This is a genomic window from Chryseobacterium sp. BIGb0232 (assembly GCF_024810195.1).
GTDB classification, from domain to species: domain Bacteria; phylum Bacteroidota; class Bacteroidia; order Flavobacteriales; family Weeksellaceae; genus Chryseobacterium; species Chryseobacterium pennae.
Map to the genome: position 1 here is coordinate 74,246 of NZ_JANUEH010000004.1, position 24,406 is coordinate 98,651.

A 24,406-nucleotide genomic window follows, 5' to 3' on the forward strand; every position below is an offset into this window, starting at 1 on the left:
TTTAATTTCTCTTTTATAAAATTATTTTTGAACTTCTAGTAAGTGACCTACAGCAGCTATCATTCCTAAGATAGAAGGAGTAGCTTCGTGCTCTACAACTTGGTGAAGTTTTTTTAATCCTAATGCTTCAAGCGTTCTCTTTTGGGTTTTTGTTCTACCAATAGCGCTTCTTACTTGCTTTACTTTAATTGTTGCCATTGTTTTATTATTAACCGTTAAACACTTTACTTAGAGAAACTCCTCTCATTCTAGCGATCTCTTCAGGTCTTCTGATATCCAATAACGCTTTGAAAGTAGCTTTCACCACGTTGTGAGGGTTAGAAGAACCTTTAGATTTTGAAAGGATATCGTGAATACCAGCTGATTCCAATACCGCTCTTACCGCACCACCGGCGATAAGTCCTGTACCGTGAGAAGCAGGTCTTAAGAAGATATCTGCACCACCGTATCTAGCAGTAGTTTGGTGAGGAATAGTGTGGTTCATTACAGGAACTTTCACAAGGTTTTTCTTAGCGTCTTCAACTGCTTTAGCAATTGCAGAAGCAACCTCTTTAGATTTTCCTAAACCGAAACCGATAACACCTTCTTCGTTTCCTACTACAACAATAGCAGAAAATCCGAAAGCTCTACCCCCTTTAGTTACTTTTGTTACTCTGTTAACAGCTACGAGACGATCTTTTAATTCTAATCCTCCCGGTTTTACTCTTTCTATATTATCTAGTCCTAACATATTTTCCGAAATTTAATGATTAGAATTTAAGTCCACCTTCTCTCGCACCATCAGCTAAAGCTTTTACTCTACCGTGATATACGAAACCGTTTCTGTCAAATACAATACTTTCGATCCCTGCAGCGATAGCTTTAGCAGCAATAGCTTTACCAACAGCAGCAGAAATTTCAGTTTTAGTACCTTTAGCGTCTACACCTTTCTCTCTAGAAGAAGCTGATGCTAAAGTTTTACCATTTTTATCGTCGATTAACTGAGCGTAAATTTCCTTATTACTTTTGTATACAGATAATCTTGGCAATTCAGAAGATCCAGAGATTTTCCCTCTTACTCTTCTTTTGATTCTTATTCTTTTTTCTAATTTACTTAATGCCATAATACTTATAATTTATTAAGCAGATTTACCAGCTTTACGTCTAACAATTTCTCCTACGAATCTTACACCTTTTCCTTTGTATGGCTCAGGCTTTCTGAAAGAACGGATCTTTGCAGCTACCATTCCTAGAAGTTGGTTGTCGTGAGACGTTAAAGTAATAATTGGGTTTTTACCTTTTTCAGTCAATGTATCAACTTTTACTTCGCTAGGAAGTTCTAATACGATACCGTGAGAGAATCCTAAAGCTAACTCAAGTTTTTGACCTGCGTGTGAAGCTCTGTATCCTACCCCTACTAGTTCTAGTTTCTTTTCGAAACCTGTATTTACACCAACAATCATGTTGTTGATTAACGCTCTGTATAAACCGTGAAGCGCTTTGTGTTGCTTAGAATCAGATGGTCTGTTTACATTAAGCTCACCATCTTTTTGTTCTAAAGTAATTCCTGCTGTAAGCTCTTGAGAAAGTTCTCCTTTTGCTCCTTTTACTGTTACTACACCATCATTTTCAGTGATTGTAACTCCAGCTGGAATAGTTATAATTGCTTTACCAATTCTTGACATTTTCCTCTGATTAAAAATTAATAAACATAGCAGATTACTTCACCGCCTACTTTCTCTTCTCTAGCTTTCTTGTCAGTCATTACTCCTTTAGAAGTAGAGATGATAGAAATACCCAAACCGTTTAGTACTCTTGGAAGTTCAGTAGAACCTTTGTACTGTCTCAAACCTGGTCTTGAAGCTCTTTGAATAGACTTAATAGCAGGTTTGTTAGTTTGCTTATCGTACTTTAAAGCGATTTTGATCACTCCTTGAACAGCGTTATCTTCAAACTTGTAGTTTAAGATATACCCTTGATCAAATAAGATCTTAGTAATCTCCTTTTTGATTTTCGATGCAGGAATTTCCACCACTTTGTGGCCTGCGCTTTGTGCGTTCCTTACTCTTGTTAGGAAATCTGAAATTGGATCTGTTACCATTTTTCTTTTATAAATTATTGGTTAAAGAACAATCAGTATTGAAAAGACTTGAAGATTAAAATATCAGACGTCAGAAATCTTCGGTCTGATATTTTTATTCTTTAGTATCTAGACAACTTAATTGTCCCGATTTTTAATTAGTAAGTATTACCAACTAGCTTTTCTTACACCTGGGATAAGACCGTTGTTAGCCATTTCTCTGAAAGTTACTCTGGAAATACCAAACGTTCTCATGTATCCTCTTGGTCTACCTGTTAGTTTACATCTGTTGTGTAATCTTACAGGAGAAGCATTTTTAGGCAATTTTTGAAGTCCTTCGTAATCACCAGCTTCTTTAAGAGCTTGTCTTTTAGCAGCGTATTTAGCAACTAGTGCTTCTCTTTTGCGCTCACGCGCTTTCATTGATTCTTTAGCCATTTCTTAGTTCTTTTTAAATGGTAAACCGAAGTGAGTTAATAATGCTTTAGCTTCTTTATCTGTCTTCGCAGTTGTTACGAAAGTGATGTCCATCCCTTGGATTTTTTTCACTTTGTCAATTACGATTTCAGGGAAGATAATCTGCTCAGTAATACCTAAGTTGTAGTTACCTCTACCATCGAAACCATCTGCTTTGATACCAGAGAAATCTCTAATACGTGGTAAAGCAGAAGCAGTAAGTCTGTCTAAGAACTCATACATTCTGTGAGCTCTCAAAGTTACTTTAGCACCTACAGGCATTCCTTTTCTAAGTTTGAAGGCAGCTTCATCTTTCTTAGAGATTGTACCTACTGCTTTCTGACCTGTGATGTTTGTTAACTCTTCTACAGCATAATCAATAATTTTCTTATCTGCAGTAGCGTCTCCTAAACCTTGTGATACAACGATTTTCTCTAATCTAGGTACTTGCATGATTGACTTATACCCGAATTCTTCCATCATTGCAGGAACAATTGTCTCTTTGTATATTTTTTTGGGTCTTGCTATAAATTCCATGTTAATTCAAATTATAAAGTTTCACCCGTTTTTTTGTTAATTCTTACTTTCTTATCTCCTTCGATTTTGTAACCGATTTTGATAGCTTTTCCGTCTTTATCAACTAAAGCTATGTTTGAGATATGAATAGAAGCTTCCTTTTCAGTAATTCCTCCTTGAGGATTTGAAGCTGAAGGCTTAACGTGTTTTTTAACGATATTAAGTCCTGCAACAATTACTCTTGGGTCTCTACCTTCTTTCTTAATCACTTCAATAACTTCACCAGTCTTACCTTTGATATCTTTCTTACCAGTAGTAATGATTACGTTATCTCCTCTTTTTATTTTTAACTTTGACATTTCTTTTAAAAATTTTTAAAATTAAAGTACTTCAGGAGCTAATGAAATGATTTTCATATATTCTTTGTCTCTCAACTCACGAGCAACTGGTCCGAAAACACGCGTTCCTCTCATTTCTCCCGCTGCGTTTAGTAATACACAAGCATTGTCGTCGAATTTGATGTATGAACCATCTTTTCTTCTTACTGCTTTTTTAGTTCTTACTACTACAGCTTTAGATACCTGACCTTTTTTAGCGTTTCCTGATGGTGTAGAATCTTTGATCGTAACAACGATTTTATCACCAACTGAAGCATATCTTCTTCTGGTTCCTCCCAGAACTCTGATAACTAGTACTTCTTTTGCACCTGTGTTATCAGCAACTTTTAATCTTGATTCTGTTTGTAACATTATTACTTAGCTTTTTCAATGATTCTTACTAATCTCCATCTCTTGCTCTTGCTCATAGGTCTAGTTTCTTGGATCAAAACTGTATCACCTTCTGTGCATTCGTTGTTCTCGTCGTGTGCAGTATATTTTTTCGTTTTCAAAACGAATTTACCGTACATCGGGTGCTTTACTCTTGTAGTTTCACTAACAACAATAGTTTTTTCCATTTTATTGCTGGAAACCACTCCGATTCTTTCTTTTCTTAAATTTCTATCCATTGTAAAATGAAATTATTGTTTGTTAGTTAACTCAGTATTTAGTCTAGCGATTGTTTTTCTCAAATCTCTGATTTGAATCGGGTTTTCAATTGGGCTGATTGCATGAGCCAATTTCAATTTAGAATATTGAGCTTTTGCTTCAGTTAATTGAGTTTGAATATCACCCGCGCTTAAATTTTTAATATCAGCTTTTTTCATTGTATTCAAAGATTATAGAGGTTTAACAAAATCGTTAGCAACGATGAATCTAGTAACTACAGGTAATTTTTGCGCAGCAAGTCTAAGAGCTTCTTTCGCAACTTCGTAAGGAACTCCACCTACTTCAAACATAATTTTACCTGGTTTTACTACAGCTACCCAATATTCAACAGCACCTTTACCTTTACCCATACGTACTTCCGCTGGTTTTTTAGTAATTGGCTTATCTGGGAAGATTTTGATCCATAGTTGACCTTCTCTCTTCATATATCTTGTTGCAGCGATACGAGCTGCTTCAATCTGTCTTGCAGTGATCCAAGCTCCTTCCGTTGCTTTGATCCCAAAAGTTCCGTAAGCAAGTTGACTACCTCTTTGGGCATTCCCCTTCATCTTCATCTTGTGAACTCTACGGAATTTGGTTCTTTTTGGTTGTAACATAATTTCTAAATTTTAGATTTTAGATTTTAGATTTTAGATTTTTTTTATTTTAAAAAAGTAACGGTAATTTAAAATTCAAAATTTCTAATCTAAAATTTTAATTATTATTGTTATTGTTGTTGTTTTTTCTAGGTCTTCTGTTGTCTCTGTCTCCTCCTCTATTTCCTCTGTCTGACTGACCTCCTTTTTTCTGTTGTCCTACTAATGGGGAAAGTTCTCTTTTACCATAAACTTCACCTTTCATAATCCAAACTTTTACACCTAATCTACCGTAAGTAGTGTGAGCTTCTGCCCAGTGGTAATCAATATCAGCTCTGAAAGTTGACAATGGAATTCTTCCGTCTTTGAAAGATTCTGATCTTGCCATTTCAGCTCCGTTCAATCTACCAGAGATTTGAACTTTGATACCTTCAGCACCCATTCTCATAGTACTTGCCATTGCCATTTTAACAGCTCTTCTGTAAGAAATTCTGTTTTCAATTTGCTTAGAAATACTATCAGCAACTAGTACAGCATCTAATTCAGGTCTTTTGATTTCGAAAATGTTGATTTGAATATCCTTACCTGTAAGTTTCTTCAATTCTTCTTTCAATTTATCAACTTCCTGACCTCCTTTACCGATGATAAGTCCCGGTCTAGCAGTAGTAATTGTAACTGTTACTAATTTTAATGTTCTTTCAATATAAATTTTTGAAATACCACCTTTAGATAATCTAGCCTCAAGGTATCTTCTGATTTTGTAGTCTTCAGCGATTCTGTCTCCATAATCTTTTCCACCAAACCAGTTTGAATCCCATCCTCTGATGATACCTAATCTGTTACCAATTGGATTTGTCTTCTGTCCCATACCTTGATTAATTTTCTTTTTTACCTAAGATTAATGTAATGTGGTTTGATCTTTTTCTGATTCTATACCCTCTACCTTGTGGAGCTGGTCTTAGTCTCTTCAATTGTCTTGCACTGTCTACAAAAATTTCTTTAACGATAAGATTAGCTTCTTCAATATCAGCACCTTCGTTTTTAGTTTGCCAGTTAGCCATTGCAGAAAGCAATACTTTTTCTAACTTGTTAGATGCGTCTTTTTTAGAATATTTTAGAATGTATAAAGCTTTGTCTACCTGCTCTCCTCTAATGATATCAGCTACTAATCTCATTTTTCTTGGAGAAGATGGGCAATCATTGTGTATTGCTTTTACTACATCTTGGTTTGTCAATTTACGTGCTAATGCACTTTCTCTTTTTCTTGATCCCATGATTATCTGCTTCCTTTGTTTTTGTTACCACCATGACCTCTGAAAGATCTTGTTGGAGAAAATTCGCCTAGCTTGTGACCAACCATGTTTTCTGTAACATAAACAGGGATAAAAGATTTCCCGTTGTGTACTGCAATAGTTTGTCCTACGAAGTCCGGAGAGATCATTGATGCTCTAGACCAAGTTTTGATAACTGTCTTCTTACCAGACTCTATATTTGTCTGAACCTTCTTATCTAAAGTATGATGAATGAATGGTCCTTTTTTAAGTGATCTTGCCATAATTATTTACGTTTAGATATGATATGACGGTTAGACGCTTTATTTTTCTTTCTGGTTTTGTAACCTTTAGCAGGCATACCGTTTCTAGATCTTGGGTGACCTCCTGAAGAACGTCCTTCACCACCTCCCATTGGGTGATCTACAGGGTTCATTACAACAGCTCTTGTTCTAGGTCTTCTACCTAACCATCTGCTTCTACCAGCCTTACCTGATACAGTTAACTGGTGGTCAGAGTTAGAAACAGATCCAATCATTGCATAACATTCAGTAAGGATCATTCTTGATTCTCCTGAAGGCAATTTGATGATTGCATATTTTCCGTCTCTTGAAGTCAATTGAGCTGAAGAACCAGCACTTCTTGCTAAAATAGCACCTTGACCAGGCTTCATTTCAACACAAGAAATAACAGTACCTAATGGAATGTTTTTCAACTTCATTGCGTTCCCTACATTTGGTTCTACGCTATCACCAGAAATTACTTTCTGATCTACTTTGATACCGTTTGGAGCGATGATATATCTCTTCTCTCCATCAGCATACTCTAGTAAAGCGATAAATGCAGTTCTGTTTGGATCATACTCTACAGTTTTTACAGTGGCTTCAATGTTTGCTTTGTTTCTTTTGAAGTCAATAATTCTGTATTTCTTTTTGTGTCCACCTCCGGTGTAACGCATGGTCATTTTACCAGTTTGGTTACGTCCACCTGACTTACTAATACCAACTGTTAGAGATTTCTCTGGTTTGTTGGTAGTAATTTCTTCAAAATTGTTTACAATTCTGAATCTCTGTCCCGGGGTGATAGGTTTTAATTTTCTAACAGACATTACTATTATATATAATTAATAATTAATTTACAGCAAAAATATCGATAACATCACCTTCAACAAGTTTGATTACCGCTTTTTTCAATTTGTTTGTCTTTCCTACTTGAAGACCTTTTTTAGTGTACTTTGAAGAAACCTTCGGAGCATAAATCATTGTATTAACGTCTGCTACTTTCACACCGTAAGCTGCTTCAACAGCCTTTTTAATCTGGATTTTATTCGACTTAGGGTTAACTAAGAAAGAATAAGTACCTCTTAAATCTGTAAGGTAGTTAGCCTTTTCTGAAATAACTGGTTTAATAATAACTGACATGACTTATTTCTTTAAATTTTCCTGGAATTTTTCAACTGCACCTTCGAAGAATACAACTTCACCTGCATTTACTATATCGTAAGAACTAACTTCGTTGAAGTTCATTACTTTAGTTTTAGGTAAGTTTCTTGAAGATAGATACACATTCTTGTTAGCTTCAGGAAGAATGAATAAAGATTTTTTACCATTCAATGCTAAAGCATCCAATAAAGCGATAAAATCTTTAGTCTTAGGAGCATTTAAGCTCATATCTTCTAAAACTCTGATGCTGTTGTCTCTCATTTTCTGAGATAAAACAGATTTCTTAGCTAATCTCTTAAGAGCTTTGTTCAATTTGAATCTGTAGTCTCTTGGTTTTGGTCCGAATACTCTACCTCCACCTCTGAAAGTTGGAGATTTAATATCACCATATCTAGCAGATCCTGATCCTTTTTGCTTCTTAAGCTTTTTAGTAGAAGCAGTAATTTCGCTTCTTTCTTTTGCTTTATGAGTTCCTTGTCTTTGTGCAGCAAGGTACTGTTTAACTTCTAAGTAAACCGCGTGCTGATTTGGCTCAATTCCGAATACTGTTTCGTCTAGAGTTACTTTTCTTCCGGTCTCTTTTCCTGATGTATTTAATACTACTAGTTCCATTTTCTGATAATTACATAAGAATTTTTAGCTCCCGGAACAGCACCTTTTACTACTAAAAGATTTTGTTCTTGATCAACTTTTAACACTTGAAGGTTCTGAACAGTCACCTGCTTACCTCCCATTCTTCCAGCCATTCTCATCCCTTTGAATACTCTTGAAGGGTCTGAACCAGCACCGATAGAACCTGGAGCTCTAAGTCTGTTGTGCTGACCATGAGTTGCCTGCATTACACCTCCAAATCCGTGTCTTTTAACAACACCCTGGAAGCCTTTACCTTTTGAAGTTCCTGTTACGTCAACATATTCACCTTCTAGGAATAAATCAACTTTTACTTCTTCTCCTACTTTTACTTCATCAACGAATTCTCTGTAGAATTCTACTAATTTAGCTTTAGGAGCAGAACCAGCCTTTTTAAAATGGCCAGCTAACGCTTTACCAACGTTCTTCTCACTCTTGTCATCGAAACCTAACTGAACAGCTTTATAACCGTCTTTTTCTAAGGTTCTGACCTGTAAAACCGAGCATGGACCAGCCTGAATAACTGTACAAGGAATGTTTTTTCCTTCTTCGTTAAACAAAGACGTCATACCGATTTTCTTACCAATAATACCTGACATTGTTTATATTATAATAAAATTTATCCTTTATTTTTTTCCATTTTTCGGAAGTCTGAAGTGATTTCTACTTTTGATATAGGCACACTACGCTCCTAAAATGAGAGTGCAAATTTATGAATAATTTTGTAACTGACAAATATTTCAATTAAAATATTTTGATTTTTAATCATTTAGATCATTTTCAAAACCAAAATGGGTTTTATAAAAATGAATCCTTCATAAAAAGCACATTTTTTTTCTTTGATTTCCAATTCTAACAATTCAAAGCCAACAGCTGATAACAAAAAAAATGCCATAACTATACGATAATGAAACATTTCGAAATTTCCAACAACAAAAACAACCTATACATTATAAAGAAATAAGAACATCTCTTCTTCTTTTTATAATGAAACCCCAAACTATATCATTATAACAGCTTCTTTAAAAAAAATTAAAGCCTCATGATCACTCATGGGCTTTATATTTTTACATATTATGCGATAAATTAAGGAACTTACACAGAATTATTTCATAACATTGACTCCATTTTCTTCAAGTTTAACTTGATCCTCCGCTGCAATCCCATCATCCGTAATCAGGTAATCCACCTGATCAAGTGACGCAATCTTACCAAAACCTTTCTTATTCAATTTTGATGAGTCTGCAAGAACCACTGTTTTATCAGCACATTCAATCATCACCTGATTGAGATGAGCTTCTGCAGCATTCGAGGTACTGATCCCAAATTCCAGATCAATTCCATCTACTCCCAAAAAAAGTTTATTGCAGGAAAACTGTTTAAGAATTCCTTCTGAAATGGATCCCACAATTGAAGTAGAACTCTTTCTCACCTCTCCTCCCAATTGAATGACATTAATATTAGGATTATTGCAAAGTTCAATAGCGACCCTCAAGGAAGAAGTCAAAACTGTAAGCGGTCCAAAATTCATCAGCATCCTGGCAAGATAATGCATCGTAGTACCCGACGCCAATATGATACAATCATTTTCCTGAATTAACGGAAGTGCCGCCCTGGCAATCGCCTGCTTTGCTTCTACGTTGATATTTTCTTTTTCTCCTACATTTTTTTCATAAGCATACCTTACCTGCTTACTCGCTCCCCCATGATTCCTGAACAGAAGCCCCAAACTTTCGAGATAGTTCAAATCTTTTCGTATCGTAACTGAAGAAACATTCAGTCTTTCGCACAGATCCTGAACAAGAACATGTCCTTTTTCATCCAGTTCTTTTAATATTTCATCATGCCTTGGTATTAGCTTCTCCATTTTATTCATTTCCTCAAAATTACCGTTTTTTTTTAACATTTTAAAATTTCATTTATTTTCTTTTTGCTTTCATTTTTAATTTATATATTTGAAAACGAAACATAAACGAAACATTTATGAAACGAAACGAAGAACTCAGTAAATTAACCAATGTAAAAGAATGGGACTTTTTAGTCATAGGAGGGGGAGCCAGTGGTTTAGGTTCAGCATTAGATGCAGTAAGCAGAGGATTCAAGACATTATTACTTGAATCTCATGATTTTGCAAAAGCAACTTCCAGCAGAAGTACCAAATTGGTACATGGTGGAGTAAGATATTTGGCACAGGGAGATGTAGGTCTGGTGAAAGAAGCCTTAAAAGAAAGAGGTCTTTTATCCAAAAATGCAGCACATATTGTAAAGAATCAATCTTTCATTATTCCTAATTACACCTGGTGGGGCGGAATCTATTATAAAATAGGTCTATCCGTTTACGATTTCCTTGCCGGAAAATTAAGTTTGGGTAAAACAAAGTACATCAGTAAATCAAAAACTATTGAAAAACTACCTACTATTGAACAAAACCATTTAGCAAGTGGTGTTGTTTACCAGGATGGACAGTTTGATGATGCTAGACTTGCTGTCAACTTAACCCAAACCATTATTGAAAAGGGAGGAAGTGCTGTTAATTATGTAAAGGTTATCAACCTTCTGAAAGATGACAAGAATAAAGTCATTGGTGTGGTTGCTGAAGATCAGTTCTCCAAGCAGCAATACCAGATTCATGCAAAAGTAGTCATCAATGCTACCGGTGTTTTCACGAATGACATCCTTAATATGAATAACCCTAAACATGGTAAAATGGTAGTACCAAGCCAAGGAATTCATCTAGTTTTGGATAAATCATTCCTGAAAAGTGATGATGCCATCATGATTCCTAAAACTTCTGATGGAAGGGTTTTATTTGTCGTGCCTTGGCATGACAGAGCTTTGGTAGGAACTACGGATACTCTTTTGGAAAGCGAAAGCTTTGAACCTCGCGCTTTGGAAGAGGAAATCAGTTTCGTTCTAAATACAGCAAGACAATACCTGTCTAAAAAACCAACCCGCGATGATGTAAAATCTGTTTTTGCCGGACTTCGCCCTCTTGCCGCTCCAAAAGATGGTAGTAAGAGTACAAAAGAAGTTTCCAGAAGCCACAAGGTTATTGCTTCCGACACAGGTTTGATCTCCATTATTGGTGGTAAGTGGACCACTTACCGTAAAATGGCGGAAGATACAATCGATAAAGCGATGCAGGTTCATAAACTGGGTAATACAACTTCCAAAACAGAAAATATGTCTATTCATGGTAATGTAAAACCTGAGCAGGTAGACAGAACGAATCATCTGTATGTATATGGTTCTGATATTCCGTCCATAAAAGCTTTACAGGAAAGCAATCCCCGTTTTTCACAGAAAATACATCCTGACCATCCATTCACTGTAGCTGAAGTGGTTTGGGCAGCACGAAATGAAATGGCAGAAACCATTGAAGATGTACTGGCAAGAAGAGCTCGCCTGTTATTCCTGGATGCAAGAGCTGCTATAGACAGCGCCCACAATGTGGCAAGAATTATTGCTGAGGAAAAAGGATATTCTGAAGAATGGGCTCAGCAACAGGAAAATGAATTCATCGAATTGGCAAAAGGGTATTTATTGACACCTTATTCACCTAAAGTTATCAACCTTAATTAATCACCATATGAATGAAAAGTTAATCCTCGCTTTGGATCAGGGAACTACTTCCTCCAGAGCGATTCTATTCAACCATAGCGGAGAGATCAAGTATGTGTCTCAAAAAGATTTCAGACAGATATTCCCAACTCCAGGTTGGGTAGAGCATGATCCAAATGAAATCTGGTCATCACAGATCTCTGTTGCTGCAGAAATTATTGCCAAAGCAGGCATTTCCGGACTGGAAGTAGCCGCTATTGGAATTACCAACCAGCGTGAAACAACAATAGTTTGGGATAAAGAAACCGGAGAACCTATTTATAATGCCATTGTATGGCAGGACAGAAGAACCTCCAAGTATTGTGATGAACTGAAAGAACAAGGTCACGCAGAAACCATTAAAGAAAAGACAGGTCTTGTATTAGATGCCTATTTTTCTGCTACCAAATTAAAATGGATCCTTGATAATGTGGATGGAGCAAGAGAAAAGGCAGAAGCCGGAAAATTATGTTTCGGAACTGTGGATACCTGGCTGGTATGGAAGCTTACCCGTGGAAAAATGTTTATCACCGATGTTTCGAATGCCAGCAGAACCATGCTATTGAATATCCATACATTGGAATGGGATAATGATCTTTTGGAATTATTCAACATCCCAAGAGCCATTCTTCCTGAGGTAAAACAAAGCAGTGAAGTGTATGGCGAGACAGCCACTACTCTATTCTCTACTAAAATTCCGATTGCAGGAATTGCAGGAGATCAGCAGGCGGCTTTATTCGGTCAGATGTGTACCAATCCGGGAATGGTGAAAAATACTTATGGAACAGGGTGCTTTCTATTAATGAATACAGGAAAAGAAGCGGTTTCTTCAAAGAATAACCTTCTGACAACTGTTGCCTGGAAAATTAATGGAGAGGTTAACTACGCGTTGGAAGGAAGTGTATTTGTAGGGGGCGCAGCGATTCAATGGCTGAGAGATGGTCTTAAACTTATTCATTCTTCTGACCAAGTGAATGATCTGGCAGCATCTGTTGAAGATAATGGTGGGGTTTATTTTGTTCCTGCCCTTACAGGTCTGGGAGCCCCTCACTGGGATCAGTATGCCCGTGGAACGATTGTAGGAATTACCCGTGGGACTACCGACGGACATATTGCGAGAGCCACTTTGGAAGGAATTGCATTCCAGGTATATGATATTGTAAAATCTATGGAAGCTGATTCTGGAAGAGCAAGTCTTGAGCTGAGAGTAGATGGCGGAGCTTCGGCAAGTAATCTACTGATGCAAATACAGTCTGACCTTTTCGGATTTAAAATTATAAGACCAAAAACACTGGAAACAACAGCATTGGGAGCGGCTTATTTAGCAGGTCTTGCTGTAGGATACTGGAAAAACATTGATGAGATCCAGGAACAATGGATTGTAGACAAAGATTTCCATCCTCAATTGGAAAAGGAAAAAGTAGATGCTATGGTTCATTCATGGAACAAAGCAGTATCCCGTGCTCAAAGCTGGATTGAAGATTAATTTCTGACCTTAAAAATACACATATGACTCCATTTATCGCAGAAGTGATCGGGACGATGCTTCTTATTTTATTAGGCAACGGTGTTGTAGCCAATGTTGTCTTGAAGGATACCAAAGGAAATAATTCCGGATGGATTGTGATTACCACAGCCTGGGCATTAGCCGTTTTTGTGGGAGTAACCGTTGCCGGGCCCGTAAGTGGCGCCCATCTGAATCCGGCTGTTACGATTGGTTTAGCTGCTGCAGGAAAGTTTTCCTGGGATCTGGTTCCGTCTTATATCGCGGCTCAGATGATTGGAGGAATGTTGGGAGCCTTTTTGGTTTGGCTGTTTCATAAGGATCACTTTGCCATTACAGAGGATGAAGGGGCAAAACTGGCTTGTTTCAGTACCGGTCCTGCAATCAGAAAAGTTTCGTCTAACCTTATCAGCGAAATTATCGGAACCTTTGTACTCGTATTTGTTATTTTCTACATTTCGGATCCGAGTATTAATTTACAGGCAGATCCTAATGCAAAAGTAGGCTTAGGTTCGGTAGGTGCTATTCCTGTCACGTTTCTGGTATGGGTAATCGGGCTTTCGCTAGGTGGAACAACCGGATATGCTATTAACCCTGCGAGAGATCTTGCTCCAAGAATTATGCATGCTATTCTTCCGGTAAAAGGGAGCAGTGATTGGGGCTATGCCTGGATACCTGTCATAGGACCTATCAGCGGAGCTGTCATTGCAGCATTATTGTTCATGGCTTTAAAATAAAAACAAAAAAAATACGAATGATGAAAATATTAAAAGGAATTTTCCTGCTTACTTTAGCAACAGGAAGATTATTTTCACAGGAAAGCAGTGAAGGTAAAGAAAACCGATTGGATTTCACCGCCAATATACAAAACAACCACTTATGGAGAGGTTTGATTATTACAGATAAGCCTGTAGTGATGGGAAATCTTTCTTACGCTTTGGATGCGGAAAAGAAATGGAAAGTTGGTATTTGGGGTGCTTCTGCTCTGGCCGATGATAAGGACAATACTCATTATAAGGAGATTAATTACTATGTTCAATATTCCAACGGACGTTTCTATATCGGATTATGGGATCTTTATAACTCCAGAAATATCAATACAGCTAATGCTGCAGATGATATCTTCAGCTACTCACAAAGAAGAACAGCTCATATCATTGATTTAAGAACCAACTACACTTTTGGTCCTTCATTTCCTATCAATATTGAAGCAGACATTATGCTGTATGGAGGTGCCAATGCGGGAGAAGTAATACTGGAACCTGATGGAAGCTACAAAAAGAACAGATATTCTACCTATGTTCAGGCAAGTTACCCTGTAATCAGCGGACAAAAAGTGAATCTGGATGCTTTTGTAGGAGCAGGATTTTCATTGAATGGCAACACCTTTTTATATGGCAATGGGAAAAATAACTTCGATATTGTCAATGTAGGAGTAAAAGCAGGAAAAGTTCTTAAAATTACTGAGCATTACAGTCTTCCGGTTTCAATGATGGCCATGTGGAATCCTTCTAATAAATATGCAAGAATTCAGCTGGCTGCGACCGTTTTTTAATGTAAACATTCAACTAGATTATATAGAGACCACTCCTTTTGGGGTGGTTTTTTGTTAGATGGAAGGAGGAACCACCCCGGCAAAAATTCTTTGAATTTTTGCTACCCCTCTACTGGAGGGGAATGGTTATACGAATGAGAGGTAAAGAAGAAAGGAGACTGGAGAATATTAATGATAATCGCTTTCTTAATTACCGGGATTTTACGGTTTACAGATTCGGCAGATATTTTTTACATTTGAAGAAAAATAATATGAAAAAGATTTTCAGTTTAGTAATCTTATGCATTAGCATGTTCACTCTGGCACAGGTAAAGGTTCCTTTTACCGGACACAGAAGCTTTGATATTCTGGAAGGATATAGCGGTACCGGTACTCCTCACTATTATTTAGATGTGAAAAAGAACGGTGATGTACTCTTTGGGTACGTTCAGGTAAATCAGGCTAACGGAAAGGAAACTACAGAAGAAGTAAATGCTGGAAAATATGCAGCTAACAAAGTAATGAAGGTACACTTCAAGGAATACAACGAAACCTTCTTTGTGAAATTTGATAAAGATAAGATCTACCTTACGGATGAAAAAGGTAATATTCAAAATCTTGAAGGTTGTTGCTCCGCCAGAGAAAGTATAGATAAAGAGACTTGTACTTGTGAAAGTGAATTCTATAAGTAACAAGATTAAACATAGCCACTCCTTTGGGGTGGTTTTTGTTTGTTGTGAGGGAAAATTCTTTGAATTTTTGACACCCTTTCGATGGAGGGGAATGATTATACTAATTGTTTGCTTTGTCAGCAAGAAACGTTTGAAATTATGGAATTTGTCAGGAATAAAAAATCCCGGGATTTCGCGATGAATAGTTTGTATAAATATCTTTACTTTTGAAAAATCAATTACGCACACCAAAGTATGAAAATACTAAACATTTTATGGGTTTTACTTTTCATTGTTTCATGCAGTCAAAAAGAGAACCATCCTTACACATTTTATTACTGGAAAACAAATCTGAAGCTGGATCAGGAAGAGAAGAAAGTTTTGGATCAGGCCACTGTTCCTTATGTATACACAAGATTTTTTGATGTTGATAAAGCAGGAGGAAAGTTCCAGCCCGTTGCTGTTATTACTAAAGACCAAAGTTTTCAGACGGATAAGCAAATTGTACCTACTGTTTTTATCACCAATCAAACTTTGCTGGGAATTTCTCAGAAGGAAGTCAGATTCCTTGCAGAGAGTATTCATCATTTGATTCAGAAAAAAGCTGAAGAATATCATTTAAACATCAACAATGAAATTCAGATCGACTGTGACTGGACTGCCGGGACACGGGATGATTATTTTAAATTTTTAAAAGAACTTAAACGTATTTCCGGAAAGAAAATTACCTGTACGTTACGTCTTCATCAGGTTAAAGATAAAAAGCAAACAGGAATTCCCCCAGTGGATAAGGTCTATCTGATGTGCTACTCCACTTCATCTCCTTTGGATAAATCGGACAAAAATTCTATCCTGGATGTCAGCATCCTGAAAAGCTATCTTTCAAAAATGGAGGACTATCCTATTAAAAAAATTGAAGTAGCCCTTCCTATTTATTCATGGGGAATCATTACGAATCATCTGGGCAAGCATAAACTTATTAATGCGTTGTCTAAAAAAGATCTCAACAACCCTAATTTTAAAAAGATCTCTGACCATGAAGCTGAAGTATTAAAAGATGGCTTCTACTTTGGGAGTTACCTGAATAAAGGTTTCAAAATAAAAGTGGAAGAAATATCGGAGGAACAATTAACTGATGTGATTCTTTTTCTTCAGAAAAAAATACAGCAGTTTAATATAATTTATTATCAATTAGATAGTAAATTTGTGCTAGATCGAAAATTTTAAATCTACTATAGATTAGGACAGAGAATAGACATTCAGCAACTTGTGTTATTTTCTGCCAGCACTTTGATTACAAAACAACTCTATAAAAACTAAAAAAACACCACACAAACCCTATGAAAAAGTACATTCTTTCACTTGCGGTTGTATCTCTTTTCTATACAAATTCCAACGCCTGTGCGTGGTCGGATCCGGATTATGAATACTTCAATCTTTTTACACAGAGCATTATTAAGGATAAGTCTTACCTTCCTTTCCTTCATACCTATTCCTCAAGATTCTTTGGTGAGTATAATCCGTCCATGATTCCTGATGATAATATTGAAACATGGAAAAAGTATTTTAACAATCAGCTTAATTATGCCGAAACTCAGAATCTGGTATATAAATTAAGCATGAATGATCTTAATGCTCTTAAAAGCGGAACTCCTGCCAACCCACTTTTACAGAAACTGGGAACAGGATTTTACCAGAAATATAAGGAAGGAATTGATTATTTAATTGAGGCTAAATATCTGGAGCCTTACATGAGCATCAATTATATTGAAAGTGAGAACTCGTTTTACTATAACAGGGATGACAGCAGAAAGAATGCCACCTCTCTTGATTATAATAAAACAATTTCTGCTCTGACTTCTTTGTATAATGCAGCCAGAAATCCTGAGATCAAACAACGGTACGGATATCAATTGGTTCGTTTAAATCACTATACCAGAAACTATGACTCTGCTCTACAGGCTTTCAAAAGTTATATTGAGCCTATCAAATTAAAGGGTACAGTCTATTATATGGCATTAGATCAGCTTGCAGGCGCTCAAAGAGGATTGGAAATGAATGGTGATGCCAACTGGAATTTCTTCCAGGTATTTATGAACAGTAAAGACCGTAAGGAATCTGCGTTCATTTCTATGAAGCTTTCGGACACGGCCTCTTTCAGCAATATTATGAAAAGAGCCAATACGAATGAGGAAAAGAACATGGCTTATTTCCTTCTAGGATACGAAGATTTCAACAATCCAATTCCTATTATGGAAAAGATGTTTGACATTAATCCGGATTCTGAAATCTTAAAGGTAATGGCAGTAAGAAGCATCAATGAACTGGAAAGAAGCTACCTTCCGACCTATTATTATACTTCGGATGCGTATGGCAGAATATCTGTTTACAGAGGAAATACTGAAAACCATAATTCAAACGATCCAACTACAGATAAAGTAACAACCAAAGAGGTAAAAGAGGTAAAGGAAGAAAAAGTGTCCTTCTGGCAGAAAATCGTAAGGTTCTTCAAAAATCTTTTCGGAGGTTCTAAAACTGATGCTTCCGGAAATGGAAGTAAAACTGACCAGAGCGATGATGAATTACTGAACAACCCGAACAGAATTCCTTTCTATACAACCGGATATAGCGGATATGATGATAATACTAAAGATTATCTTAATGACCTTGAAAAGTTCACTTCAAAAACGAAAGAAAAATCTAAAGATGAATATTGGCAGATTGCTGATGCCTACCTTAAGTTTTTAAAGAAAGACTATAAAGAAAGTACTGAAATCCTGAATGACATCAAGACAACCAATCCTGAATATATTGAGGAAATAAAAAGGATGAAAGTTCTGAATGATATTGTTTCCCAACCGAAAGTTGATGCGGCTTTTGAAGATCATCTGATGAAGGATTATGCTGAATATTTTGTGGAAAAAGAAGTAAAAAAAGACACTGCTAATGTCAATAGTGATTATTATGGAACGGTACCTTCTACAGCTGATTTTTTAAAGGATGTGATGGCCAACCGTTATTTCCTTCAGGGAGAAGATGGCAAATCATTCCTGATGAACAATAAACTTTCCGATCTTCAGTACAACCCGAACTCCAGCCTGGTAAAAAGTGTAGAAGATTTCTATAGAAAACCTAACAAAACCCAATTTGAGCAACAGATCATCGCTAAAAATATGGATAGTGTAGGAAATATTGAAGCATTCTTCAACACAATCTATGGTGACAGAGCTATGAGACTTGCTGATTTTGAAAAGGCTAAATCATATTATGAAAAGGCTCAGAAATTTGGCGGAGTTCCAAGGGAAAATTATGACTGGACAGAGAAAGACGGCCAAACCATAACGCAAAAACAGTATACTCCTACTGAATACAATGGCTTTAATAATATTCCAGGTCTTGTTTTTGGACACAATGTTTGGGAAAGCTATCAAAGCAACGATGCGGAATCCATGAAATCGGAAGGCTATACTGATTTCTCTTTTATCAAAAACAATATGAATAAACTGGAATTGACCGATGCGCTGATCCAGCTTAAGAAAATAGGGAATGGTAAAGATGAAAAGGCAGCAAGAGCGAATCAACTTATCGGAAACCTACTCTATAATACTTCCATTTTAGGATATTACCGACATTTATTTGTGATGGATATTGATAACAGCAACGGTGGAAAATATTATTTCTGGAATAATGACAAGGGCAATCCTTACAAATATTACTATAAGAACTTCCTTGATACTTCTTATATTGAACCTGATAATTTTGATCTGGCAATCAACTATTACCAAAAGGCTCTAACCCTTTCCAACAATAAAGAGGAAAAGGCAAGAATTCTCTTCCAGATGGCAAGTGCCGAACAGGGTAAATATTATCAGTATGAGGCAAAAGCTCCAAAAGATTTTGATTATTCTGACCCTAAATGGTCTGAAAAAGAAGACACCCGTCAAAAGGAAATGGACAATCTTAAGAATCAAAAATACAGAACGTATTTTGCCCAGCTTAAGACACAGTACTCAGATACTGAGACCACCAAAAGTCTGATGGGAAGCTGCAGTTATTTCAGCTATTTCATGAGATAAAATCATTTATAAAAAAACCTCTGAAGCATCAGAGGTTTTTTATTTTATTATATTATATTATTTTTTGACAAACTTGGTTTTAGTATTTATATCCTTACTATTAATTGTAATGAAATAAACTCCTTTTACCAAGGTGCTCACATTAATGCTCCCCTCACCTATTGTTCCTTTTGAGATTAATTGTCCGGGAGTATTAAAGATCTCGTAAGTAGCGCCTGGAGAAACGTTCATTACATTCAATATATCCTCAACAGGGTTTGGATAAATATGAACAGCTTTAACATTCTTTCTGGTTTCAGAAACAGCTAATGTAGCTAATACAGTAGCCTTCTTCACTGCGTAAAATACATTTCCAATAGCAGATACTCTCACATGAATTTCCTTTCCTGCTAAAGAAGCAGGGACGAAAACGCTTGCTGAACCATTATTTGGGACTGATGCCGCCAGGTCATTCCATGTTGCACCGTTATCTTCTGTATAATCAATCTTAACATTGGCAACATTGTATGGAGAAGCTGTGGTTCCGGATACCGTCCATGTAATGGTAGAATTAGCATTAGGGGTAAGAGAGGCTGTGTTTACTGTAAATGCAGCAGCAGATCCTACAACAACGATTTGATTTGCAGAGGCAGATTGCGCCTGCCCTCCGGGTTTATTGTCTCTTACCGTTACACGGAAATTGGTAGTTCTTGCTATTGTGCTTGCTGCTTCAAAATCAGCAGTTTTTTTTACTGCTCCACCCAGCACTGTTTCAAGCTTAGGAAAGTATCTTGTAGGACTTGATGCTGGTGGCCAAGATCTAAAATTGGCCCCTGAAGTTGTATTTCCGATATTTGTTTTTGTCACTCCATTAAGCAGTTTACTTGGATTTATCTGCTCCCAGCAATATGTTAAAGCATCTCCATCAGGATCTGTTGCAGATGCAGTTAATACAAACGCAGTAGATTTTGGAATGGTATAGGTTGTATTCATTGCAGTTACAACAGGAGGATTATTAACAATCGGTGTTTCTACATCAGCAGTTACTGTTACAAGGTTTGTCTGCACCTGATCAATACTCACACTATGAAAATAAACATCAGAATGCCTTTGAACATCTGTACTTGTGCCGGTAATTCCGGCATATCCCATAATTGTAGATCCTGAGCCTGGCTCAACTTCCTGATTCAAAAAGTTCTCATTGAAACTATATGTATGGGAATCTCCCAACTGGTGTCCCAGCTCATGAGCTACAAAGTCAATATCAAAAGCGTCTCCACTTGGTGGTAATTGAGCTGTACTGTTTTGGTTCCATGTACCACTAGCATAAAAATCAATTCCAGGAGAAGTATATCCACTTCCTTTATAATTACCTGGAGAAGGAGAGTTTCCACAATCAGGATCATTATCTGTAGATATATCATTACTTCCTATACAACCAATACATCCGGCACTCCCGCCACCGCCTGTAGCACCAAATAAATGTCCGATATCAAAATCTTCATCCGTAACACCATAAGCTCCTCCATGCAGTGTATTCATCAGCTCATAATTCCACTTACACATAAGATTGGAAGTACTGTAAGGGTCATTAGCAGCATCCAAAAATATAAGACCTGGGGCATTAATTGCATTGACATGTACATTAAATTCTCTTTCAAACACCCCATTTACTCTTGACAAAGTAGCATTGATTTGTGTAAGAGCACCTGCTACGCCTCCAAAGAAGGCCGTATATTCTCCTGTCACAGACATTGCCAGTCTAAGGGTATGAAAAGTTTTGTTATTTGATTTTGCTGCCGTTCCGGAATTTATCAGCTTCTGTATTCTGGCAACAGCTTCTTTATCCTCTTTGGTATTACATACAAATGCATGACCGCTCTTATTTGTTTTTCCGTGTACAGAGTAATAAGATTTGTCGGCAGTTGCCGGCTCTATAAATTCATATTTACCATCAGCACCAATAATCATAGATTGAAAATCATTGGGAGCGATACTGAATCTGATGTATTTGGAAGGATCATCAGTTCCGATCCCAACATACGACCCCAGCTGATATTTATTCGCTAAAGTCTCATCCATTACTGGAAAACTATTTACTGTAAATTTTTCAATTTTTCCGTCAAGAGTAGGAATACTGATCGTAATAGGAGCGCCCTCGCCTATTTTAGGAGCTCTCAGCAGTTGAGTTCTGAGCTGATCTATATCGAGTTTATAGTAAACCGAATGATCACTTTTCTTTGTGATTTTTTGTTCTGGAAGCCCTCTGCTCCATTGCGCATTTGCTGATATTGTTAAAAATAATACCGGCAAACAAAATAATTTTGCTTTCATATATAATATTTGTAGAACAAATTTAAATATTTGTTAAAAAAAACACTAAAAAACAAACAAAAAATTAAAATTAAACACAAAAATACAAATTACAACAATTCAATATTAATAAAATACTATAATAATTTAATTTAAAAGATTTTTTTTAATCAAAAGTCTATTCGTTTTTTCGCTCCTGCTTCTGCATCCATTCTTCATGTTTCCTTTTAAAGAATTCATATTTGTAATCCTGATTCCTCTGTGCAGCATCTATGGAATGGGAAGTATGGATATCTGTATCTTCTTTAGCAAACTGAGCCAGGTTTTCATAATAATGATGAAGCTGATCCAATTCAGCCTCTGTAAGATCTTCAATATCTACAATTCTGTTGCTGGCTTTTTCATGGGCTGCAATGATTTCATTCAGCTTGATCTGTATTGCTTTTGAATCTTTATTCTGGGCTTTTTGAATGAGGAAAACCATGAGAAAAGTAATGATTGTAGTTCCTGTATTGATAACTAACTGCCAGGTTTCGGAATAATCAAAAAAGGGTCCAGAAATAGCCCAAACTATAACGATAAGCATGGCACCAATAAAAGCGTACTGACTTCCTGTAAATTTCACAGCCCAGTTTGAAAATTTTTCAAAGAGATTGTTATTCTTATGATCCATAGTTCAGGTTATTTTATATTAAATGTATAAAATTAACCCGAACAGACGAAGATAATAGTGAAAATGAGGTATGTAAATTTGAATTAAGGGATATTTTACTTTATTTTTCTAAACCTATGCCACCAGATCAGGAATCCTGTAACAGGCAATGAGCAACCGATAAACGAAACGATAAAATAAAGAATAATACTTGGCAGTCCCATAATTTCTCCTGTATGCAATGGCTTGGCCAATGATGTGAATTGTTTATTTAATGGTTTATCTGCAAACAATTCTTTGGTTTTAAAATTTCCGGTTTTATCAAAAGTAACTTCATCCGGAAGCATCATCCCAAGGAAATTTTGGGTATTGGTTTTAATGACAACGTATCTCGGATTATCTTTATTAGGTAGCTCTATACTGGTAACTGCAGTATAAGGAAGATACTGATCTGCCAGCTGTAAAATTTCATCAATGGAAGCAGATTCGGAGTCTTTAAGATTTTTCTTTTCATCCTGTTTCTGGAGCATATCTTCCAACAGTCCGCCAAATGCGTCATCACCATTCCCTGTATCTTTTGAAATATTATCAATGGAAGATCCTCCTAAGCTTACAATAAGACCATTCTTCACCCAAGGATAGGTTACATACAATCCGGTAACTGCAATAAAGAATAATATCAGAAAGGTATAAAAGCCAAGGGTGTTATGAAGATCATAATTCACTCGCTGGAATTTTGCCCTGAACATAACGGTTAAACCCTGTTTCAGAAACTTTAGCTTTTTAGGCAGCCAAAGGATCACCCCTGAGATCAATAATACACAAAACATCAATACGCCGGCTCCCAGGATCTGACGACCAGCATTTCCCATCATCAGATTTCTGTGAATATCCAGAACGATTTCAAAAAAGCGACCGGATCCCACTTCAGGCTGACCAAGAATTGTTCCGGTATATTGGTTATAATAAGTACTCTTGTCTAATTGATTTTCACGATAACCAATGACATAACTGCGTCCTTTATCATCAGGAATCAACAGTGAGGTGAGTTCTTTATTCTGTTTCAGTAATTCTGCCTGGATCAGATCCGGATTCTTAACCTGGGTGGAGGTTTCACTGATATATACTTTGTCTCTGTTTGTAAAATCAATGATCTGATTTTTGAAAGCATAAAGACAGCCACTAAGGCAAACTATAAAAATGATGACACATGATAAAAGTCCCAGCCAAAGGTGAATAATCCACATTACATATTTAATGAGAGATTCATTCTTGCGTCTTTTCCTGTAAAGGCTTTTAAACAGTGTTTTCATTTTGGTATTATAGCAAAAACATTAAGACAGTTGAAACCGTCTTAATGTTTATAAAATTAATTTGATATGAATAAATTAAAAGTCAATACAAATTTGAGAAAGGAATCTTTAGTATATCCTCCTTTCTAAACCGGTATTAATATTGTTTATTTTCTTCCTTTGAACTGGATTTCTTTTACAATCTCCTCGAACTTTGTATAATGTTCCGGAGTTAATGCTTTTTGAATCGCAGCCTTTCTCTGCGTATCAAATTTCTCCCAGTATTCTTTAGCAAGATCATTATTCCCATGATATACATCGTGTGCATCGCTGAATGCTTTTTCAAAAGCATCGTTTGCTGCATTTACTACTTTGAACTCATCTTCTGAAAGCTGAGCTTCTGCTTTTATTCTTTCCAGTAAAGCATTATCATATCTTGGTCTTTTTCTGGCATTTTCATCAACAAATTTGTTAAATCTTTCCATTTGTGGAGCATCCAATACTTTAGCCATTTCAATAGACTGTTGGTTTCTCAGTTCTTCTCCTTTGATCCCCAATGCCACACGGTCCATATTCCCGCCCTGAGCTTTTGCAGCCTGAAAGTTCTGCTCCTGCAGCTGCTGGTATTTTGCAGTGATCTCATCAAAGCTTTTTTCCTGGTCTGGAGTAAGCTGTACTTGTGTTTTAAACTGATTGTAATCCACTCCCTTCTTTTTATCACCTGAACATGAAGCTACCACTAAGGTTGCCAATGCTACTACAATAGTTTTGATATAAGTACTTTTCATGT

Annotated in this window: 31 protein-coding genes; 7 read left to right on the top strand and 24 right to left on the bottom strand. The window is 36.5% G+C overall.

The genetic code is table 11. The annotated features are described in order from the left end of the window. Positions 1–21: 21 nt before the first annotated feature. The 20 genes from rpmD to M2372_RS11930 all read right to left on the bottom strand — a co-directional run bounded on the left by rpmD (position 22) and on the right by M2372_RS11930 (position 9,862). Entirely contained in the window at positions 22–198 is a 177-nt protein-coding gene (gene rpmD / locus M2372_RS11835) for a 50S ribosomal protein L30 (RefSeq protein WP_027371710.1), read from the bottom strand. Between the two features lie 10 nt (positions 199–208). Beyond that, positions 209–730 (bottom strand): 30S ribosomal protein S5, encoded by a 522-nt coding sequence (gene rpsE / locus M2372_RS11840; protein ID WP_042721505.1) that lies wholly within the window; start codon positions 728–730, stop codon positions 209–211. Positions 731–749: 19 nt separating this feature from the next. Beyond that, complete coding sequence (gene rplR / locus M2372_RS11845) at positions 750–1,103, bottom strand: 50S ribosomal protein L18 (protein ID WP_077413597.1); 354 nt, start codon at positions 1,101–1,103, stop codon at positions 750–752. A 15-nt stretch (positions 1,104–1,118) separates the two neighbouring features. Next, positions 1,119–1,664, bottom strand: coding sequence for a 50S ribosomal protein L6 (rplF, locus tag M2372_RS11850; protein WP_123320563.1), 546 nt, complete (start codon positions 1,662–1,664; stop codon positions 1,119–1,121). A gap of 17 nt (positions 1,665–1,681) precedes the next feature. Continuing rightward, positions 1,682–2,080 carry a 30S ribosomal protein S8 gene (gene rpsH, locus M2372_RS11855; RefSeq protein ID WP_034694686.1) on the bottom strand — a complete coding sequence of 133 codons (399 nt, stop codon included), beginning with the start codon at positions 2,078–2,080 and terminating at the stop codon, positions 1,682–1,684. A 147-nt stretch (positions 2,081–2,227) separates the two neighbouring features. Next, positions 2,228–2,497 carry a 30S ribosomal protein S14 gene (gene rpsN, locus M2372_RS11860; RefSeq protein ID WP_002983233.1) on the bottom strand — a complete coding sequence of 90 codons (270 nt, stop codon included), beginning with the start codon at positions 2,495–2,497 and terminating at the stop codon, positions 2,228–2,230. Positions 2,498–2,500: 3 nt separating this feature from the next. Next, positions 2,501–3,052, bottom strand: coding sequence for a 50S ribosomal protein L5 (rplE, locus tag M2372_RS11865; protein ID WP_115973412.1), 552 nt, complete (start codon positions 3,050–3,052; stop codon positions 2,501–2,503). An 11-nt stretch (positions 3,053–3,063) separates the two neighbouring features. Beyond that, positions 3,064–3,390 carry a 50S ribosomal protein L24 gene (gene rplX, locus M2372_RS11870; RefSeq protein ID WP_072407373.1) on the bottom strand — a complete coding sequence of 109 codons (327 nt, stop codon included), beginning with the start codon at positions 3,388–3,390 and terminating at the stop codon, positions 3,064–3,066. Between the two features lie 21 nt (positions 3,391–3,411). Next, positions 3,412–3,780 carry a 50S ribosomal protein L14 gene (rplN, locus tag M2372_RS11875; protein ID WP_002983226.1) on the bottom strand — a complete coding sequence of 123 codons (369 nt, stop codon included), beginning with the start codon at positions 3,778–3,780 and terminating at the stop codon, positions 3,412–3,414. Between the two features lie 2 nt (positions 3,781–3,782). Further along, positions 3,783–4,037, bottom strand: a complete 255-nt coding sequence (rpsQ, locus tag M2372_RS11880) for a 30S ribosomal protein S17 (protein WP_027387210.1) — start codon at positions 4,035–4,037, stop codon at positions 3,783–3,785. Between the two features lie 12 nt (positions 4,038–4,049). Next, a complete protein-coding gene (gene rpmC / locus M2372_RS11885) occupies positions 4,050–4,235 on the bottom strand; it encodes a 50S ribosomal protein L29 (protein WP_115973411.1) in 186 nt (61 codons plus the stop codon). Positions 4,236–4,247: 12 nt separating this feature from the next. After that, complete coding sequence (gene rplP / locus M2372_RS11890; RefSeq protein WP_100076485.1) at positions 4,248–4,673, bottom strand: 50S ribosomal protein L16; 426 nt, start codon at positions 4,671–4,673, stop codon at positions 4,248–4,250. A gap of 97 nt (positions 4,674–4,770) precedes the next feature. Continuing rightward, positions 4,771–5,520, bottom strand: coding sequence for a 30S ribosomal protein S3 (rpsC, locus tag M2372_RS11895; protein ID WP_077413595.1), 750 nt, complete (start codon positions 5,518–5,520; stop codon positions 4,771–4,773). 7 nt (positions 5,521–5,527) lie between these two features. Then, positions 5,528–5,926 carry a 50S ribosomal protein L22 gene (rplV, locus tag M2372_RS11900; protein ID WP_034694674.1) on the bottom strand — a complete coding sequence of 133 codons (399 nt, stop codon included), beginning with the start codon at positions 5,924–5,926 and terminating at the stop codon, positions 5,528–5,530. Positions 5,927–5,928: 2 nt separating this feature from the next. Next, the gene (rpsS, locus tag M2372_RS11905; protein WP_034702850.1) at positions 5,929–6,207 is read right to left on the bottom strand and encodes a 30S ribosomal protein S19; all 279 of its coding nucleotides are present in this window, start codon (positions 6,205–6,207) and stop codon (positions 5,929–5,931) included. A gap of 2 nt (positions 6,208–6,209) precedes the next feature. Next, positions 6,210–7,031: a 50S ribosomal protein L2 gene (gene rplB, locus M2372_RS11910; RefSeq protein WP_123320562.1), complete on the bottom strand. Its 822-nt coding sequence runs from the start codon at positions 7,029–7,031 to the stop codon at positions 6,210–6,212. Positions 7,032–7,053: 22 nt separating this feature from the next. Then, positions 7,054–7,344: a 50S ribosomal protein L23 gene (gene rplW / locus M2372_RS11915; RefSeq protein WP_115973410.1), complete on the bottom strand. Its 291-nt coding sequence runs from the start codon at positions 7,342–7,344 to the stop codon at positions 7,054–7,056. 3 nt (positions 7,345–7,347) lie between these two features. Next, positions 7,348–7,977, bottom strand: a complete 630-nt coding sequence (gene rplD / locus M2372_RS11920) for a 50S ribosomal protein L4 (protein ID WP_115973409.1) — start codon at positions 7,975–7,977, stop codon at positions 7,348–7,350. Further along, complete coding sequence (rplC, locus tag M2372_RS11925) at positions 7,968–8,594, bottom strand: 50S ribosomal protein L3 (protein ID WP_115973408.1); 627 nt, start codon at positions 8,592–8,594, stop codon at positions 7,968–7,970. Before rplC ends, rplD begins: the two co-directional genes overlap by 10 nt. Before the next feature lie 506 nt (positions 8,595–9,100). Beyond that, entirely contained in the window at positions 9,101–9,862 is a 762-nt protein-coding gene (locus tag M2372_RS11930) for a DeoR/GlpR family DNA-binding transcription regulator (protein WP_115973461.1), read from the bottom strand. A gap of 116 nt (positions 9,863–9,978) precedes the next feature. On the opposite strand from M2372_RS11930, the gene M2372_RS11935 reads away from it, so the two are divergent. The 7 genes from M2372_RS11935 to M2372_RS11965 all read left to right on the top strand — a co-directional run bounded on the left by M2372_RS11935 (position 9,979) and on the right by M2372_RS11965 (position 19,380). Continuing rightward, complete coding sequence (locus M2372_RS11935) at positions 9,979–11,577, top strand: glycerol-3-phosphate dehydrogenase/oxidase (protein ID WP_115973407.1); 1,599 nt, start codon at positions 9,979–9,981, stop codon at positions 11,575–11,577. 7 nt (positions 11,578–11,584) lie between these two features. Beyond that, positions 11,585–13,081 (top strand): glycerol kinase GlpK, encoded by a 1,497-nt coding sequence (gene glpK / locus M2372_RS11940; RefSeq protein ID WP_115973406.1) that lies wholly within the window; start codon positions 11,585–11,587, stop codon positions 13,079–13,081. 23 nt (positions 13,082–13,104) lie between these two features. After that, the gene (locus M2372_RS11945; RefSeq protein ID WP_115973405.1) at positions 13,105–13,836 is read left to right on the top strand and encodes an MIP/aquaporin family protein; all 732 of its coding nucleotides are present in this window, start codon (positions 13,105–13,107) and stop codon (positions 13,834–13,836) included. 17 nt (positions 13,837–13,853) lie between these two features. After that, entirely contained in the window at positions 13,854–14,654 is an 801-nt protein-coding gene (locus M2372_RS11950; RefSeq protein ID WP_123320561.1) for a hypothetical protein, read from the top strand. Between the two features lie 251 nt (positions 14,655–14,905). Further along, positions 14,906–15,325 carry a hypothetical protein gene (locus M2372_RS11955; RefSeq protein WP_115968612.1) on the top strand — a complete coding sequence of 140 codons (420 nt, stop codon included), beginning with the start codon at positions 14,906–14,908 and terminating at the stop codon, positions 15,323–15,325. Positions 15,326–15,559: 234 nt separating this feature from the next. Beyond that, positions 15,560–16,531: a hypothetical protein gene (locus M2372_RS11960; RefSeq protein WP_123320560.1), complete on the top strand. Its 972-nt coding sequence runs from the start codon at positions 15,560–15,562 to the stop codon at positions 16,529–16,531. 113 nt (positions 16,532–16,644) lie between these two features. Next, a complete protein-coding gene (locus tag M2372_RS11965; RefSeq protein WP_123320559.1) occupies positions 16,645–19,380 on the top strand; it encodes a hypothetical protein in 2,736 nt (911 codons plus the stop codon). Positions 19,381–19,437: 57 nt separating this feature from the next. Here M2372_RS11965 and M2372_RS11970 read toward each other — a convergent pair whose 3' ends face one another. From M2372_RS11970 to M2372_RS11985, 4 genes are all read right to left on the bottom strand, one after another. Then, entirely contained in the window at positions 19,438–21,693 is a 2,256-nt protein-coding gene (locus tag M2372_RS11970) for a zinc-dependent metalloprotease (protein ID WP_123320558.1), read from the bottom strand. A gap of 157 nt (positions 21,694–21,850) precedes the next feature. After that, positions 21,851–22,345 (bottom strand): low affinity iron permease family protein, encoded by a 495-nt coding sequence (locus M2372_RS11975; RefSeq protein WP_115967832.1) that lies wholly within the window; start codon positions 22,343–22,345, stop codon positions 21,851–21,853. A 95-nt stretch (positions 22,346–22,440) separates the two neighbouring features. After that, positions 22,441–23,637, bottom strand: a complete 1,197-nt coding sequence (locus tag M2372_RS11980) for a PepSY domain-containing protein (protein WP_123320557.1) — start codon at positions 23,635–23,637, stop codon at positions 22,441–22,443. A gap of 146 nt (positions 23,638–23,783) precedes the next feature. Next, entirely contained in the window at positions 23,784–24,404 is a 621-nt protein-coding gene (locus tag M2372_RS11985) for a hypothetical protein (protein WP_123320556.1), read from the bottom strand. Positions 24,405–24,406: the final 2 nt, after the last annotated feature.